Consider the following 15,893-nt stretch of genomic DNA (forward strand, 5'->3'; position numbering starts at 1 on the left):
CCGCGTAGATGCAAATACCTCCGCGACAATGCATATCTCTACGCGTAGATGCAAATACCTGCCCGACGATGCATATTTCCCCGCGTAGATGCAAATACCTCCGCGACGATGCATATTTCTACGCGTAGATGCAAATACCTGCCCGACGATGCATATTTCTACGCGTAGATGCAAATACTCGCGCGACGATGCATATCTCTCTTCCGAAGATGCAAATAAACCCGTTAAGATGTAAATTCGATTCACCAAACGCATATCCAATTTCTAAATACCAGTCAATTCCTCCCCCTCCTTGCATATAAGTATAGAAAGGGGCATCTTTGTGACGGAGGGACAGGTCCCTTAACCCTGGCTTCGTCGTTCTTCCTTGCAGCCCCAATATAAGGGGGGATACACTTGTTAGGACTATGGCTTACGCTGATTGGAATAGCTGTGTTGTATTTTATCTCCGCTGGATTCTGGTTTTACTTTGTTGCATCATCGATGGATCACGACGACACCACTAGAATTGACCCGCTACCCACAGATCGTGATTTTTAAAAAAGCCACACCCAATGACGGGCATGGCTCTTACAGTGTAGGCTTATCGTCTACACTTTTTTATTTTTAATCAAATACGTCTCGACGAATTTGCGCCTGATTTTTTTCGAGCCCGCTCGAAAAGCTTCCCCTGAAAAATCATGGCATCCGCCGGAGGCTTTAACTTAATTCTCGGGGATTTAAAACCCCGGAGAATTAAGTTAAATGATACACAACTGATTCATATGGCCGTAAGCTGATCCCTTTTGAAATATCCGTTTGCGAATCGCCATAGTTGGAAATCAGAAGATCCGTTGTGTGATTTTCTAGTTCAATGCTACCAGGAATCTCGAATGTTGCTTCTTTTCCGTAAAAATTATTTACAACAAGGAGCTTCTCGTTTTCCCCGTTTCTTACATAAGCAAAAATTTGCGGGTCATCCTCCAGTAAAAGCTCATAATCACCGTAAGTGATAATATCGTATTCCTTGCGGAGCTTAATCAGTTTTTGATAATGATAAAAGACTGAGTTTTTGTCCTCTAAAGCATTTTCAACATTAATGGTTTTATAATTGCCTGCAACATTGATCCACGGTGTACCGCTTGTAAAGCCTGCATGCTCTGATGCGTCCCACTGAACAGGCGTACGTGAATTATCACGGGATTTATGTTTCAAAATCTCAATGATTTCTTCGTTGCTCATACCCTGTTCTTTTTTTATGTTGTACATATTAATGGATTCGACATCACGATATTCCGAAATATCCTCAAATTTCGGATTAGTCATTCCAATTTCTTCACCCTGGTAAATATAAGGGGTACCTTGCATCATATGAATGGTTGTCGCAAGCATTTTCGCAGATTCTGTTAAATATTTATCATCATTTCCATATCTCGATACAATGCGCGGTTGGTCATGGTTGCACCAAAATAGGGCATTCCAGCCACCACCCTTATGCATTTCCACTTGCCAAGTTGAGAGTATTCGTTTTAACGCTTGGAAGTCAAAATCGGCAACCGTCCACTTATCCCCATTCGGGTAATCCACTTTTAAATGGTGGAAATTGAAGGTCATACTTAGCTCTTCACGTTCAGGATTCGAATACTTAATACAATCGTCAATTGTTGTTGAGGACATTTCGCCAACAGTCATACTGTCATATTTCGAAAAAACCTTCTGATTCATTTCATGCATGAATTCATGGACACGCGGGCCGTCTGTATAATACTTTCGGCCATCACCAGGCGCTACTGATCCATCATCATCAGGGAAGCGTTGGTCTTTTGAAATTAAGTTGATGACATCAAGACGGAAGCCGTCTACCCCTTTTTCAAACCAGAATGTCATCATGTTATAGACTTTTTTACGGACCTCTTCGTTTTCCCAATTAAGATCAGCTTGAGTCACATCAAAAAGATGGAGGTAGTATTGACCTGTTTTTTCGTCATATTCCCATGCATTCCCGCCAAATTTTGATTCCCAATTGTTTGGTTCATGGCCATCTTTGGGGTCCTTCCAAATATAAAAATCGCGATATGGATTGTCCTTAGACTGGCGAGATTGCTTAAACCATTCGTTTTCAGTTGACGTATGGTTAACGACGATGTCCATAATAATTTTGATGCCGCGAGAATGAGCTTCTTCAAGCAACCGATCAACATCCTCCATCGTGCCGTACTCTTCTTGAATTGCAAAATAATCACTTATATCGTACCCGTTATCACGCTGCGGTGATTTGTAAATAGGCGTAAGCCAAATAACATCAATACCTAATGCTTTCAAGTAATCGAGTTTTTCAATGATCCCTTGTATGTCACCGAGACCATTTCCAGTTGTGTCATTAAAACTCTTTGGATAAATTTGATAAACGACAGACTTCTTCCACCAAGGCTGTTTCAACTGCTACACCACCATAATTGTAATTTCTTGTAGTATTTCATAAATGGTAAATCTTATTTATAGTAGTAGTTTAACTTGTATATACAAGTTGGTCAAATTAAAAAATGGTGCATGAACGCCACCGCGAATTGGTTGGGTCCAGGCACCTTTGTATAGCGAGTCCTTATGTACTGTCACTATCTGAAATTTACTGTCACTAACTATTTTTCAAGTTGATTTTTCCACTTCCTGTTCCAAAACTTCCTTCAACACAACTGCCTGGTTATGCACCTCATCCTTTGCACCAAATAGAAGAGTCACTTTCCCCTCTTCATTCATGCGAAGTAATTCCTCGATTGCGGCTTTTTTCTCTTCATCTTCTTTTAATTCTTTTATGTATTGCTTCTTGAATTCTTTGAATCGTTCAGGTTTGTGGTTAAATTCTTTACGAAGTTCGGTGCTTGGAGCGATTTCTTTCATCCACAAATCAAGCTGGGCTGTGTCCTTTGAAATGCCTCGTGGCCAGATGCGGTCTACCAAAATCCGTTTCCCATCATCTTCACTGGCTGGCTCATAAATTCGTTTTAACACAATCATTTCTTCTCTCCCTTCCAAAAAAGGGGCAAAACAGATTGTTTTGGCCCCTTTCTCCTTATTTGAACTTATTATGCAATTTCATTTGATAGTCTTTGAAAACCGCCGAGTGAGAGGTCTTTCTATTTTTTAAGATCTGATTTAAGCGAAATTGTTTTTCGTTTAGCTTTTTCTGATAGATGACTCGTTGTTCCTCATCCTCACAATTATCAATCAGATTCTCGAAGGTGAGCAACTCTTTCTTAATTTCCGTTTCCTCATTAATGAATCCTGCATTTTTCATGACACGATATGCCATGCGAAGATCCTCTGGAATGCCAGAATCATTATCAAGCTTGAGAGGCTTGCCATATCCCGGCAGGTTTTCAAATTCCCCATCCTTATATGCCTTGCGAATTTTATCCTCTGAAACAATGTTTGAAAAATCCATGTGAATACCCTCCTTTTTTGGAGTGTTACTTCTATTACTATTTTACGTGTATTTTGAACAAATTGCCATTCTCCTCATATATTTCTCCTATATTTCATTTTTTACAATATGACAACAACCCCCAAAAATCGACATAATTTCATGAATTCTTATAAGGTGAAGTGGGTTAAATTGACTACTCATTAATACAGAGAAATATAGCTGAAAATGTTTTGGACACACGTTTTTAGGCTATTAGACATATAAAAAATGAAACCTATGAAGGATGGAGATAATATGTTTTCAAACGTAGAAATTGGAATTGACTTAGGAACTGCAAATATTCTAGTATATAGCAAAAATAAAGGTGTCATCATTAATGAGCCGTCCGTTGTCGCGATTGACACGGAAACTAATAAAGTTGTCGCTGTTGGGTCGGATGCAAAAAGAATGATTGGTAAAACGCCTGAAAAAATAGTAGCGATTCGCCCTTTACGTAAAGGTGTGATTGCAGACTTTAATGTGACTGCGGACATGCTTCGCCATATTATGAAAAAAGTAAGCCAAAAAACGGGTTATTCGCTTCGCAAGCCCAATGTGGTCGTCTGTACACCGTCTGGATCCACATCCGTCGAACGACGCGCCATCCAGGATGCGGTTAGACAATGTGGTGCCAAACAGGTTTACTTAATCGAAGAACCGGTTGCAGCAGCAGTTGGCTCTGATTTACCTGTTGATGAGCCAATCGCAAACGTGATTGTTGATATCGGCGGAGGCAATACCGAGGTTGCGATTATTTCCTTTGGTGGTGTTGTATCGTGCAATTCAATTCGAATCGGCGGTGACCAGTTCGACGATGATATCATTCAATATGTACGAAAAAAATACAATGTTCTTATCGGGGAACATACTGCCGAGCAGGTTAAATTTGAAATCGGCTATGCCCTTGTTGAGCATGAAATAAAAACAATGGATATTCGTGGACGCGACCTTGTTACGGGTCTGCCGAAAACCATTTCATTGCGTTCAACCGAGGTTCAAGAAACTTTAAAAGAATCATTACTTCATATTTTAGAAGCAATCCGCGCAACATTGGAGGATTGTCCGCCTGAATTAAGTGGTGATATCGTGGACCGCGGGGTCATTTTAACAGGTGGCGGAGCGTTATTAAATGGCATGCAGGAATGGCTCAGCCAGGAAATCTTTGTTCCCGTGCATCTTGCCCCTAACCCGCTCGAGTCGGTCGCAATCGGAACAGGACGTTCACTAAGTATTATTCAAAAGCTGCATAAGATAGCAAAATAAAACATAAAACATGGGGACGGTTCTCCCGTTCTCCTAAAAATTTCCAGAACCAACACATTGAACAGATTTCTCTTGGTTCATTTAGCTTTAGCCGTAAGATTGCCAGATATGTAATAGGAAAGGGCCAAATCACTAAGCGATTTGGCCCTTTTAACTTTATTATGCAGTATGTTGTAATGCTTCTCTTTTTGCTGCAATTTTTTTGTTTTTATAATACCCAAGTCCTAAGACAAGAATAGTTATTATAGCTGCGATTATATATGTTACTGGTCCATGCTCGATATGAAGGAAGTTTGTTAATCCTTCGTCCTTGAACACCATTTCCCCAGCAGTCCAAGCAAGAATACCTGCACCTACATAAGCAATCCATGCATATTTGTTCATGGCTTTTACAATGAATTTTGAGCCAAAAATCATAATCGGAATACTGATTAGAACACCAAGTGCGATCATACCAATGTGTCCGTCAGCAGCACCTGCAACGGCAACAACATTATCAAGACTCATAACCGCATCGGCCATAATAATTGTACCAATGGCTGCCATTATGCCGTTTGTTGATTTTACATGTGCTTCCGCTTCTTCTTCAACCAATACCTTGTAGGCGATGAAAAGGAGTAATATACCACCAATTACATTTACAAATGGAATTTTTAATAAGTAAACAATGATGGCTGCGAATAAAATACGTAAGATGACAGCACCACCGGTACCCCAAAAAATCGCTTTGTTTTGTTGTTCTTTTGGAAGGTTTCTTGTTGCCATCGCGATTACAACCGCGTTGTCACCAGATAAAATTATATCGATTGCAATGATTTTTAATAAAGCAATTGTCGCTCCTGACGAGATAGCTAGTCCAAGAATCGTTAGCATATCCATAGGGTAATTCCCCCTTAATTTATATTGTAAAATAGCTAAATTTTAATCACATAATCTAGAATACTCCTATTTTTTGTCACTTTCAATAATTGTGTTGAGAATCTTGCTTACAAAACCGCCACAATTATCCATTTGTTTATTTTCTAAAAATGCAAATACTATCTCAATATAACTTTCTTGACATAACACCTTTTGGTTACGTATAATCAAAAATGAAACCAAATAGTTTTATTTTTAAAGGAGCATGATTTATGGCAACTGTACCTGATATTAAGCAAACAGTATTAATTGAAGCACCGATCCAAAAGGTATGGGATCTTGTGTCGTCTGGTGAGGCCATCGGAACGTGGTTTATGCCAAATAATTTAGTAGCGGAGGAAGGCCATGAATTCCATATCCAATCTCCTTTTGGACCTTCTCCATGTAAGGTATTAGAGGTGGAGCCACCTCATCGTCTTACTTTTTCATGGGACACAGAAGGCTGGTATGTGGAATTTCTTTTAAAAGAAATCAATGGGAACACTGAGTTTACCATTATTCATGGCGGCTGGAAGGATTCTGAGGAGATTGTAGGAAAAGCTAAGCAAACAGCTGCGGATGTCCGCGAAACAATGAATGGCGGCTGGGCAGGCATTGTACAAAAGCTTCGTCGGGTGGCGATAGGCGAGTGAGTGAATCTGCTCAGAAATATGATGTGTTTCAAGCAATCGCCGATCCGACACGCAGAGAGGTGCTGCGCTTACTCTCGAAACAGGAATTGCCCATTTCAGAAATCACAAGCCATTTTTCAATGAGCCGGACGGCAGTGGCGAAGCATCTCCACATTCTTTCGGAGGCAAATTTAGTAAGCGGAAAAAAGGTTGGAAGGGAAAAGCGTTATCGGCTTCATCCTGAATCTTTTACGGAGCTTCATGAATGGCTTGCTTATTTCGATCAGTTCTGGAACAACAAGCTATCGGTATTAAAGCATATTGCCGAGAATGGTGCAGATGGTGGCGGGCTAAAAGTGGTGAAGCCTTCGGAGTTAGATAGTGAATAGAATTTTTTAAAGTGTCATGGTTAAGTACTTCATCTTGGTGATGAAGTACTTAACTTTTATAAAGAGCCTGATTGCGGTGCTGATGAAGAGGAAAACAACTCGGCATCTTACACAGAATCCTGTTCATAACAAGGATGAAGGACTTTCCGCTCGGGCTCCAGCTCCATTCGGGACTTCATCAACCTGACTGAAGAACTTTCCACTCAAGCTCCAGCCCCATTCGGGACTTCATCAACCCGATGAAGGATTTTCCGCGTAATCTCCAGCTTCGTTCGGGACTTCATCCGCCCGTTGAAGGTCTTTCCGCGTAAGTCCAGCTCCGTTCGGGACTTCATCCGCCCGATGAAGGACTTTCCGCTCGGGCTCCAGCTCCATTCGGGACTTCATCAACCTGACTGAAGAACTTTCCACTCAAGCTCCAGCCCCATTCGGGACTTCATCAACCCGATGAAGGATTTTCCGCGTAATCTCCGGCTACGTTCGGGACTTCATCCGCCCGATGAAGGACTTTCCGCGCGGGCTCCAGCACCATTCGGTCCTTCATACCACCGATGAAGTCCCCTAACCCCCACACCCTAACGCAAAATGGTCTTCATACCAGATGAAGACCTTCTTCCATTATTATTGGTAACAATATCTCTACGGTGGTGCCTTGGTTTTCGACACTATCGATTGTCATCTGCCCGCCGTGTTCTTGGATGATGGTTTGGCAAATCATCAAGCCGAGTCCGGTGCCTTTTTCCTTTGTGGTAAAGAACGCTTTGCCAATCCTAGTCAGCATGTCGGCTGGGATTCCAGAGCCATTGTCGGCAATTCGAATGACCGCATTGCCCGCTTTTGGATACATTGAAATATCGATAAGTCCCCCATCTTCCATCGCCTCAATGCTATTTTTTAAGATATTAATAAAAACCTGCTTTAGTTTATTTTCCTCACAATGGATGAACGCACCTTTTAGATCATCATTATAGGCTGTCTTAATCTGAATATTATGTAGGATCGCTTGTGTGTCTAATAAGAACACAACTTCGTTTAGGACATTTGTGATATTTTGCTTTCGCAATTGCAGCTTTTTCGGCTTTGCGAGCAGCAGCATCTCGTCGACAATTGTATTAATCCGATCAATTTCCGACACCATAATCTCTGAATAGGCATTCTTTTTTTCATCCTGTAAAAGCTGCGCAAATCCCTTTAAGCTTGTGAGTGGATTTCGAATTTCGTGCGCGATACCGGCTGCCATTTCACCAATCATGGAAAGCTTATCGGTTTGTTGAATGAGTTCCTGCCCCTTTTTCAACTCCGTAATATCACGGATGACAATATATTCACAGCTTTCTCCCCGATATGTAATTGGCATTATTTTGATCTCTGCATCTATTTCACCTAATGTAGGATGTTCAATTTTCCCCTCTGTAATCCTTTTAAATTTGTGCCCCTTTTCGATTTTCCGGGTTGATTTTTCATAATTGTATTGAATAAAGTCATCCAGTGAATGCCCGATGACCGATTTCTCATCAGCACCGATTAGATATTTGCCGGTATCATTGATATAGATGATTTCCTCATTATGCATAAGTAAAATTGCATATGGAGCATTTTCCACGAGAAAACGGAACTCTCGATTTTTTCGTGATTCATGAATGGATAATACTGAAGCAATAAGAGCTATCAGTAAAAGATACGGCTCCCAACGGTTCATAAGTCCAACATACAAGATTTGCCCTAAAATCAAAACTAAAAAACATAAAAAAACTGCAAAATTTAACGCCTTCCATCTCCTATTTCCCATTTCCACCCAACCTTTTCCCTATTTTACCAAAAAAAGAAAAAGACCTAACCTCATAAGTGAAGTTAGGCCATGTCGAAGGCTTGTCTGACGTTAAGACATCCTCGCATTTACCATGTTTATTTTAAAATAAAACAAATTAAGCTGTTATCATGTTTAAAGTTCCAGTCAACAAATATATCGTTAACCTCTCGGTGAAATAATTGATCAAATTTTCCATAGTGGTGCAGATAACTTTTTTCAAGATCGTCCTTTGTAAAATGGAGCTCCTTTTCAAACCCTGACTCGATTAACGCCTTTTCAATCGGAACCAAGATTCCTTCACGCTTCACAATAAAAATCCTCGGAGAAATTTGAAAACTAAGTGTTTCCTCCGGCGTCTTTTCGACAAGAAGGCTAATCCGAGCAACTTCAGATTCAAGTAGTGAAAAATCAACTTCCTTATTCATTTCCATTTGTACTAATGTGTCTTCCAACTCTGCAATTATGACGCCCGTATTATTCGGAAAGTTCCAATCATGAAAAAACGTCTTTACCTCTGTTTCAAGGGACACCTGAAATACACCCTTTAATTCAGGTAATATGCTTTTAATCACAACATCCCTTGCATGATCCACCTGAACATGATGATTCTCCTGCAAAAGAGCCTCTTCCATCGGTGAGACAAAACCACGGATATGCAGGACCAAAAAATGATCAGCTGTAACCGCAAAACAAGACTCGGGTCCCCGTCCAAATTTATTGCGAAGGAGTTTGCTTGTGTAACTGCTTATGTATTTTAATTTTTCCTGTAAATCCATGTGATTCCCACCTTTAGGGATTCACCACAATAACTAATGACTTTATATTCATCAGCCTTTATTATTGTAGCATCGATTCCCTTTCATTTCCATGTTTACAGATAGTTTGTCTACTTTGATGGGAAATATGAAAACAAGCTCTATTTACAATGAAATATTTTAAAGCTTTCATCTTTTTCGTAATTCCAAATCATAAAAATATCAGTAATTTCATTTTTGATGATTTTATTGAATCGGTAAAGATTTGTATCGTATCTGCTTCGGATTCTATTCTCTCTTTCTTCAAGAATGTGCATCCCTTTTTCAATCAGTAATCTTTCAATCGGCAGTAAGTAGCCAGCACTTCTTATGATATAAATCTTTTCACCAATCTTTGCGAAAGTCTGTTCCTTTGGTTGATATTGATAAAATTCACTTTGCTTACTAATTTCGTTTCGAAGCAACATAAATTCAAGCGAATTTTCACCTTCAAATTTCTGTTCTGATTTAACGACAGCAAGCAGAACACCTGTATTTTTAAAAAAATTCCAGTCCTGATATAATTGGCTGATTTGTTTATTACATGTCTCTTCCAACATTTCCTGTATTGGGTCTAAAAGGTCTTCCATGATGGAACTTCGGATTCTGATAGCAGTCTCAAAATCCTCTTTCTTTGTAAGTTCGCATTCAATTTTTGTCATAAACTTCTTGATATGAACGACAATGTATTGTTCCGAAATCGATGTATAACAAGTTTCCGGTCCTTTACCAAACTTTGATTTTATTAGTTTACTAACATAGCTGCTAATCTGTGTTAATTCTTCCTGTTTTGTAATGCTACTCCTCGACATGCTCCCCTTCTTCCTCCTAAAACGCAATAAAAAATGGCCTAACCTCTACACAAATAGAAGCTAGGCCATGGTTAGACTTAATCGTATTCTACCATTTACCAGTCTTTACGAAATTTATTTTAAAATTTTATAATCACATGTTCAATAAAATATATGAATAATGACAGCTAGACATTATTCTTGCTCATTATATCACGAAGCCCCCTTTATAACAAATAAAATGAATCAAACTGCGGTCCCCAAGACCTTTGTGGAAATCACGGAAACGCCAATTTTTCTGCAGATGGTGACGTAATGCATCAGTGCAAGTAAGACCGCCCCCATGTTCATGCCGATGATGATTCCTTCCATTTGTAATGTTTGAAGGGAACCCAAGGCAAACATAATTCCAAAAGACACGACTGTTGACCATACATTATGGATGAAGGCATCCTTCACTAATCCAAGTCCGATTAAGTACGCCTGCATTGGAATAAGGAAGAAATGGAATAAGAAATATGGCCACAGCATTTGTAAATAGACCGTCGCTGCTGATGATTCAAAGAAAATATGGGTGAGCGGTTCGGCAAAATAGTAGAAAATCACACATGCAGGAATTCCGTATAGGAAAGTCATTCTCATCACCTGTTGGAGCAGGGATCGCAGCATCGACATGTCCCGTTTGGAATAAGCTTCAGAAACCGTTGGAATTAACACTATCAGCAATGAATGAGCAATAAATGCTGGGAAAAATCCAATTGTTAAGGCCACCCCTGTCATCAACCCAAAATGCTCGGTTGCCACTGCCGTAGTCATACCCGCTTTTAGCAGGGCTGCTTTAATAAGAAATGGCTGAACCGCATGTGAAATGGCATGGAAGATACGCATTCCCGTTGTCGGCAAGGATACCGCAAGCAGGTTATTCCGCACCACTTTTCCACTTAAATTAGATCCTGGTCTTTGCCCCAATTTGCGATAATGGATGAGATATTCAAAGCCTAAATAACCAAATACGATTAAATCACTTGCTACAATGGTACATAGGGCAATTAAAATAGAAGTTTGAATTTCAAATTCAAGTAATTGATAAATGAACACTAACAAAATTAGTTGCACGGCCTTACGCAGAAAGTTCGCAAAGGCAATGCGTCCCATTGATTGAATCCCCATAAAGTAACCCCTGGCAATCGATAAAAACGAAACAATCGGGATAAAGATGATAACTAACCATTTCACAAATGGATGGTAATCATCGAATAATGGGATAACCGGTAAAATAACAAATGCCAAGGAAATAATAATTGCCGTAAACACCGTTGTTAAAACGGTGGCATGCTTTAACATGCTGCGGTGGTACCTTTCCTCTTTTTCAGCAACAAATTTTGAGATGGATACAGGCAGCTCAAGACTTGCCAAGATAACAACTAAAAAAATGGATGGCAGGATTGTCATATAGAGGCCCATTCCATGCCCGCCGAGTTCTTTTGCTAGAACGAGATTGATAAAAAATTCAACACATTCTCCAATAAATGCCGCAACGATCAATAACAATGTCCCTTTAAAAAATGTCTTCATCTTGTATGCCCCTTAACTTTTTTCAATACTATATGAATATGAGACAAGTCCCCAGATTATTTGACTAAAAAGAAATTTTTTACTGTACTACTAATAAACTACCCTTTCCAACCTCTGGATTTCTCGTTTATAATCGGTATATGTGTAACTTTATTGGACACAAATACGCCAATGCGTATCTGATTATAGTGATAACTAAACTAATGAAAAAGGTGTAAATAGATGAGTATATTAACAGTTTCGAATGTGAGTCACGGGTTTGGTGATCGTGCGATTTTTAATGATGTGTCGTTTCGTCTGTTAAAGGGTGAGCATATTGGGTTGATCGGGGCAAATGGTGAAGGTAAATCAACGTTTATGAATATCATCACTGGGAAGCTTGAGCCTGATGCAGGTAAGATTGAATGGTCAAAAAATGTCCGCGTTGGGTATCTTGATCAGCATACGGTGCTTGAAAAAGGAATGACAATCCGGGATGTGTTAAACAGTGCCTTCAAATATCTTTTCGATATGGAAGCGGAGATGAATGAGCTTTACGGAAAAATGGGAGAGGTTACTCCAGAAGAGCTTGAAAAAATGCTTGAGGATGTTGGGATTATCCAGGATACCCTTACGAATAACGACTTTTATGTGATTGATGCAAAAGTCGATGAGATTGCCCGCGGGTTGGGGCTTGAAGAGATCGGGCTTGAGCGTGACGTTCAAGATTTAAGTGGCGGTCAGCGTACCAAAGTTCTCCTTGCGAAGCTTTTACTTGAAAAGCCGGATATTCTTTTACTGGACGAACCGACTAACTATTTAGATGAACAGCACATCATCTGGTTAAAACGCTATCTGCTAGAATATGAAAATGCATTTATCCTGATTTCGCATGATATTCCATTTTTAAATAGTGTCATAAATCTTATCTATCATATGGAAAATCAGGAACTTAACCGATATGTTGGCGATTATGATAACTTTCAAAAGGTATATGAAGTGAAAAAGCAACAGCTGGAGTCTGCTTATAAAAAGCAACAACAGGAAATATCTGAGCTTAAAGACTTTGTTGCCCGAAACAAGGCCCGTGTATCTACAAGAAACATGGCCATGTCCCGTCAGAAGAAGCTTGATAAAATGGAAGTTATTGAGCTGGCAAAGGAAAAACCAAAACCAGAATTCAATTTTAGAATTGGTAAAACGTCCAGTAAGCTGATTTTTGAAACGAAGGATCTTGTCATTGGTTATGATGAACCACTTTCAAAGCCTCTTAGCATCCGTATGGAACGTGGCCAAAAGATTGCCTTAGTGGGAGCGAACGGAATCGGGAAAACGACCTTATTACGAAGCATTTTAGGCATGAACAAGCCGCTTTCCGGAACTGTTGAGCGTGGAGAAAACCAAGAAATCGGCTATTTCGAACAAGAAATTAAAGAAGCGAATTATAATACATGTATTGAAGAAATTTGGAGTGAGTTCCCTTCCTTCAACCAATATGAGGTCCGGGCTGCCCTTGCAAAATGCGGTCTTACGACAAAGCATATTGAAAGTAAGGTTGAAGTATTAAGCGGTGGAGAAAAAGCGAAGGTACGTCTTTGCAAGTTAATCAATAAAGACACAAACATCCTTCTTCTCGACGAGCCGACAAACCACCTTGATGTCGACGCGAAGGATGAATTAAAACGTGCGCTTAAAGAATATAAAGGAAGCATGCTACTCATCTGCCACGAACCTGAATTTTATCAGGATGTTGTGACAGATGTGTGGAATGTTGAATCTTGGACAACAAAGGTATTTTAATTTAAAAAACGCAAAACACGATTCAGGTGTTTTGCGTTTTTTCATATAATTCATCATCCACGTTATCGAGCAGAAAATTGGTAAGGTCAGTTCCGAAAAAATGCAGTCTATGCAATGGACGTGTCATGGATACATACAGAAGCTTGATGTCGATTTCATTATTATAAAATTTTTCCTCATTTGAATAGACAATCACCGCATCAAATTCTAACCCCTTCGATAAATGCGAGCTAACAATCACGACTTCTTCTTTGTTAATCTCCTCATTTTCCTTCAAAAGTTGAACAGGGAGATCACTGTGTTTTTTAAAGGCTTTCGCTAACTTCTGACACTCCTTATTTGTCTTCCCAATGATTGCGACTGTTTTCATGTTTTCATCGTATAGCTTTCGAATCACTTCTTTTAGTACATTCACAGTTTCTTTTTCATCATTATTAATCTGATGAAATATCGGTTTCTCCCCATGGCGAACTACTGGCTCAACCATCGGTAAATCCAGCTTCAACAGTTCGAGTAATTGATTGGCTGTGTTCATAATTTCGATAGTGGTCCGGTAGCTTTTTTGTAAGGTTTTATAGGTCGCCCTTGGAAAGATTTTATCAAGAACCGGTGCCCAATTATTGATTCCCCGGTAGGAATGGATCCCTTGCGCTAAATCGCCGACTATCGTGAACATATCCGTTTCGAGAGCTGTTTTTAACGATGCTAACTGAAAATAGCTATAATCCTGTGCCTCATCAATAACGACATTTCGGGCTTTTAATTCCTTTTTCACTCCATATAGTCTTGCCTTCAAATAAAGGAGAGCAGCTAAATCCTCAAGTTCATATTGCTTTGATTTTTGAAGCTGTTTTTGATAATCCATAAAAAAATGGATTTGCTCATCGTTCAGGTATCCGGAAGCATACGTAGGAAAGTCTGAAAAAAACCTTTGAATATAGTAGAAAACATCATGGTGTGGCAGCTTTTTTATATAAGCATTAACGGCGGTCCGGGATTGCTTAGTGATCTCTTCGACAAGCTCTGCTTTTTTATCAAGAGCTTTCGTCACATAGCGCTTTCGTTTTTCCGGGTCAATCTTCGTTTTAAACAACACGTTATCCAGCTTATCATCATAAAACTTCGTAATCTTATGAAGCATGTTTTTCTTTTGCAACCGGACTGTGTTTTGAAGTACCTTTTTTACCTTATCAATCCGCTTATAATAAGGAAGATAACGATATTCATAGGTCATTAAATGATGGATATCTTTCGCTTTATACAGTCGAAACTTCGAGACAAAGAAGTCCTCTTGCGGCAGTAACGAACTTAATATATCCTCCACATAATGCTCCAGCATATCGCGGTACTCGAGAGAACCCTTAAAAGCTGAAATCCACTTAATCATGTCCGGGTTTTTGAATTCGTCATGAATAAAGCCAAGTAGCTTTCCGTCTGGCTTTGTGAGTTTAACCGGTTTTCCGAGGCATTTTTTCACAAATTCAACATAGGTCGTTTGCAGAATGTGATCAACGCCCAGCTCAGGGAGTACTTCAGAAATATAATCAATAAAAAGTCGGTTTGGTGCTAGAATCATTAGTTGATCAGGCAAAAAATATTCAGCATAGGTGTAGATAAAATAGGAGATTCGATGTAGGGCAATCGTTGTTTTCCCACTTCCTGCTGCCCCCTGAACGATGATCGGTTTATTCAAATCAGCACGGATGATGTTATTCTGTTCCTCCTGAATCGTTGACACAATATCAGTCAGCCGATTGCTTGCACTCTCTGATAACGATTTTTGGAGAAGCTCATCTGTCGTAGTTAAATCAACATCCCTTATTTCCTCAAGCTCTCCATCGTCAATGATGAACTGACGTTTTAAGGACAGATAACCCTCGTACTCCTCACCCTCAGCTTGATACGACACTTCTCCTAGACGACCATCATAGTAAAGGTTCGCAACTGGAGAGCGCCAATCCACGATAATTGGCTGCTGGGTTTCCTTATCAAAAAGAGATACCTTGCCGAAGTAGAGAATCTCCTCGTTTCCCGATTCTTCCCGTTTGAAGTTAATCCTGGCAAAATAAGGCTTGTTCCGGTTCCGCTTAAGGTTTCGCACCTCTTCATTCGTCCTTCTTAGCAGGGTTGAATTCGTTAACATATTCAAATAACTCAAACTGCTATCTTTAAAGTCAACACCTTCCAGGGCTCCCTTCAGGTTTTCCCGAAAGTTTTCCTCGGTTGACTCTGAAGCCTGAATCACAATATCCATGTACTTTTTTGTAAAATCCAAGCGCTCTGCTTCTACCTCAAATTCGGTATGTTTCTCCTCCGCCATCCAACCACCTCCAAGTAACAAACAAAAAACCATGAATTAGCTGTAATCCACGGTGTGAAAGAACAAAGTATTCGGACAAAAGACGTATTTTTGATTATAGTATATGACTTTCACGATATCAACCCATTTTTTCCTTTTTATAATTTGGAAAGGATTCGATTTTTAGCGCTTTCATATTACGCATTAAAGGAAAATGGTGTA

General features: G+C 39.7%; 15 protein-coding genes. 5 read left to right on the forward strand and 10 right to left on the reverse strand.

From position 1 onward, the window contains the following. Positions 1-396 precede the first annotated feature (396 nt). Positions 397-540 carry a hypothetical protein gene (locus tag LKW28_RS16010; protein WP_229141359.1) on the forward strand — a complete coding sequence of 48 codons (144 nt, stop codon included), beginning with the start codon at positions 397-399 and terminating at the stop codon, positions 538-540. Positions 541-735: 195 nt separating this feature from the next. On the opposite strand, the gene treC is transcribed toward LKW28_RS16010, so the two are convergent. The 3 genes from treC to LKW28_RS16025 all read right to left on the reverse strand — a co-directional run bounded on the left by treC (position 736) and on the right by LKW28_RS16025 (position 3,421). After that, positions 736-2,418, reverse strand: a complete 1,683-nt coding sequence (treC, locus tag LKW28_RS16015) for an alpha,alpha-phosphotrehalase (RefSeq protein WP_229141360.1) — start codon at positions 2,416-2,418, stop codon at positions 736-738. A 207-nt stretch (positions 2,419-2,625) separates the two neighbouring features. After that, the gene (locus LKW28_RS16020) at positions 2,626-2,994 is read right to left on the reverse strand and encodes a DUF488 domain-containing protein (RefSeq protein WP_229141361.1); all 369 of its coding nucleotides are present in this window, start codon (positions 2,992-2,994) and stop codon (positions 2,626-2,628) included. 55 nt (positions 2,995-3,049) lie between these two features. Beyond that, positions 3,050-3,421 carry a DnaJ family domain-containing protein gene (locus LKW28_RS16025; protein ID WP_229141362.1) on the reverse strand — a complete coding sequence of 124 codons (372 nt, stop codon included), beginning with the start codon at positions 3,419-3,421 and terminating at the stop codon, positions 3,050-3,052. 276 nt (positions 3,422-3,697) lie between these two features. On the opposite strand from LKW28_RS16025, the gene mreBH reads away from it, so the two are divergent. Further along, positions 3,698-4,705 (forward strand): rod-share determining protein MreBH, encoded by a 1,008-nt coding sequence (gene mreBH, locus LKW28_RS16030; protein ID WP_229141363.1) that lies wholly within the window; start codon positions 3,698-3,700, stop codon positions 4,703-4,705. Positions 4,706-4,864: 159 nt separating this feature from the next. On the opposite strand, the gene LKW28_RS16035 is transcribed toward mreBH, so the two are convergent. Next, complete coding sequence (locus LKW28_RS16035) at positions 4,865-5,584, reverse strand: TerC family protein (RefSeq protein WP_229141364.1); 720 nt, start codon at positions 5,582-5,584, stop codon at positions 4,865-4,867. A gap of 251 nt (positions 5,585-5,835) precedes the next feature. On the opposite strand from LKW28_RS16035, the gene LKW28_RS16040 reads away from it, so the two are divergent. Then, complete coding sequence (locus LKW28_RS16040) at positions 5,836-6,255, forward strand: SRPBCC family protein (RefSeq protein ID WP_229141365.1); 420 nt, start codon at positions 5,836-5,838, stop codon at positions 6,253-6,255. After that, the gene (locus tag LKW28_RS16045; RefSeq protein WP_229141366.1) at positions 6,252-6,623 is read left to right on the forward strand and encodes an ArsR/SmtB family transcription factor; all 372 of its coding nucleotides are present in this window, start codon (positions 6,252-6,254) and stop codon (positions 6,621-6,623) included. Before LKW28_RS16040 ends, LKW28_RS16045 begins: the two co-directional genes overlap by 4 nt. A 231-nt stretch (positions 6,624-6,854) precedes the next feature. Here the strand turns inward: LKW28_RS16045 and LKW28_RS16050 are convergent, their stop codons facing one another. From LKW28_RS16050 to LKW28_RS16070, 5 genes are all read right to left on the reverse strand, one after another. After that, on the reverse strand, positions 6,855-6,998 hold the full coding sequence (locus tag LKW28_RS16050; protein WP_229141367.1) for a hypothetical protein: 144 nt from the start codon (positions 6,996-6,998) through the stop codon (positions 6,855-6,857). A 217-nt stretch (positions 6,999-7,215) separates the two neighbouring features. Beyond that, positions 7,216-8,412, reverse strand: a complete 1,197-nt coding sequence (locus LKW28_RS16055) for an ATP-binding protein (RefSeq protein WP_229141368.1) — start codon at positions 8,410-8,412, stop codon at positions 7,216-7,218. Positions 8,413-8,528: 116 nt separating this feature from the next. After that, positions 8,529-9,209 carry a Na-translocating system protein MpsC family protein gene (locus LKW28_RS16060; RefSeq protein ID WP_229141369.1) on the reverse strand — a complete coding sequence of 227 codons (681 nt, stop codon included), beginning with the start codon at positions 9,207-9,209 and terminating at the stop codon, positions 8,529-8,531. 140 nt (positions 9,210-9,349) lie between these two features. After that, positions 9,350-10,039, reverse strand: a complete 690-nt coding sequence (locus LKW28_RS16065) for a Na-translocating system protein MpsC family protein (protein WP_229141370.1) — start codon at positions 10,037-10,039, stop codon at positions 9,350-9,352. Between the two features lie 225 nt (positions 10,040-10,264). Continuing rightward, a complete protein-coding gene (locus LKW28_RS16070) occupies positions 10,265-11,593 on the reverse strand; it encodes a polysaccharide biosynthesis protein (RefSeq protein ID WP_229141371.1) in 1,329 nt (442 codons plus the stop codon). Positions 11,594-11,815: 222 nt separating this feature from the next. Between LKW28_RS16070 and LKW28_RS16075 the strand changes: the two genes are divergently transcribed. Then, positions 11,816-13,372, forward strand: coding sequence for an ABC-F family ATP-binding cassette domain-containing protein (locus LKW28_RS16075; protein ID WP_229141372.1), 1,557 nt, complete (start codon positions 11,816-11,818; stop codon positions 13,370-13,372). A gap of 22 nt (positions 13,373-13,394) precedes the next feature. Here the strand turns inward: LKW28_RS16075 and helD are convergent, their stop codons facing one another. Next, positions 13,395-15,692: an RNA polymerase recycling motor HelD gene (gene helD / locus LKW28_RS16080; RefSeq protein WP_229141373.1), complete on the reverse strand. Its 2,298-nt coding sequence runs from the start codon at positions 15,690-15,692 to the stop codon at positions 13,395-13,397. Between the last annotated feature and the right edge of the window lie 201 nt (positions 15,693-15,893).

Source organism: Bacillus sp. REN16, assembly GCF_020731355.1.
GTDB lineage: Bacteria > Bacillota > Bacilli > Bacillales > Bacillaceae_L > Ferdinandcohnia.

Coding starts and splice junctions, on each gene's coding strand:
- LKW28_RS16035 (WP_229141364.1), bottom strand. CDS start 5,584: ATGGATATGCTAACGATTCTTGGACTAGCTATCTCGTCAGGAGCGACA.
- LKW28_RS16060 (WP_229141369.1), bottom strand. CDS start 9,209: ATGGATTTACAGGAAAAATTAAAATACATAAGCAGTTACACAAGCAAA.
- LKW28_RS16020 (WP_229141361.1), bottom strand. CDS start 2,994: ATGATTGTGTTAAAACGAATTTATGAGCCAGCCAGTGAAGATGATGGG.
- LKW28_RS16050 (WP_229141367.1), bottom strand. CDS start 6,998: ATGGAGCTGGAGCCCGAGCGGAAAGTCCTTCATCGGGCGGATGAAGTC.
- LKW28_RS16065 (WP_229141370.1), bottom strand. CDS start 10,039: ATGTCGAGGAGTAGCATTACAAAACAGGAAGAATTAACACAGATTAGC.
- mreBH (WP_229141363.1), top strand. CDS start 3,698: ATGTTTTCAAACGTAGAAATTGGAATTGACTTAGGAACTGCAAATATT.
- LKW28_RS16075 (WP_229141372.1), top strand. CDS start 11,816: ATGAGTATATTAACAGTTTCGAATGTGAGTCACGGGTTTGGTGATCGT.
- helD (WP_229141373.1), bottom strand. CDS start 15,692: ATGGCGGAGGAGAAACATACCGAATTTGAGGTAGAAGCAGAGCGCTTG.
- LKW28_RS16025 (WP_229141362.1), bottom strand. CDS start 3,421: ATGGATTTTTCAAACATTGTTTCAGAGGATAAAATTCGCAAGGCATAT.
- LKW28_RS16055 (WP_229141368.1), bottom strand. CDS start 8,412: ATGGGAAATAGGAGATGGAAGGCGTTAAATTTTGCAGTTTTTTTATGT.
- LKW28_RS16040 (WP_229141365.1), top strand. CDS start 5,836: ATGGCAACTGTACCTGATATTAAGCAAACAGTATTAATTGAAGCACCG.
- LKW28_RS16070 (WP_229141371.1), bottom strand. CDS start 11,593: ATGAAGACATTTTTTAAAGGGACATTGTTATTGATCGTTGCGGCATTT.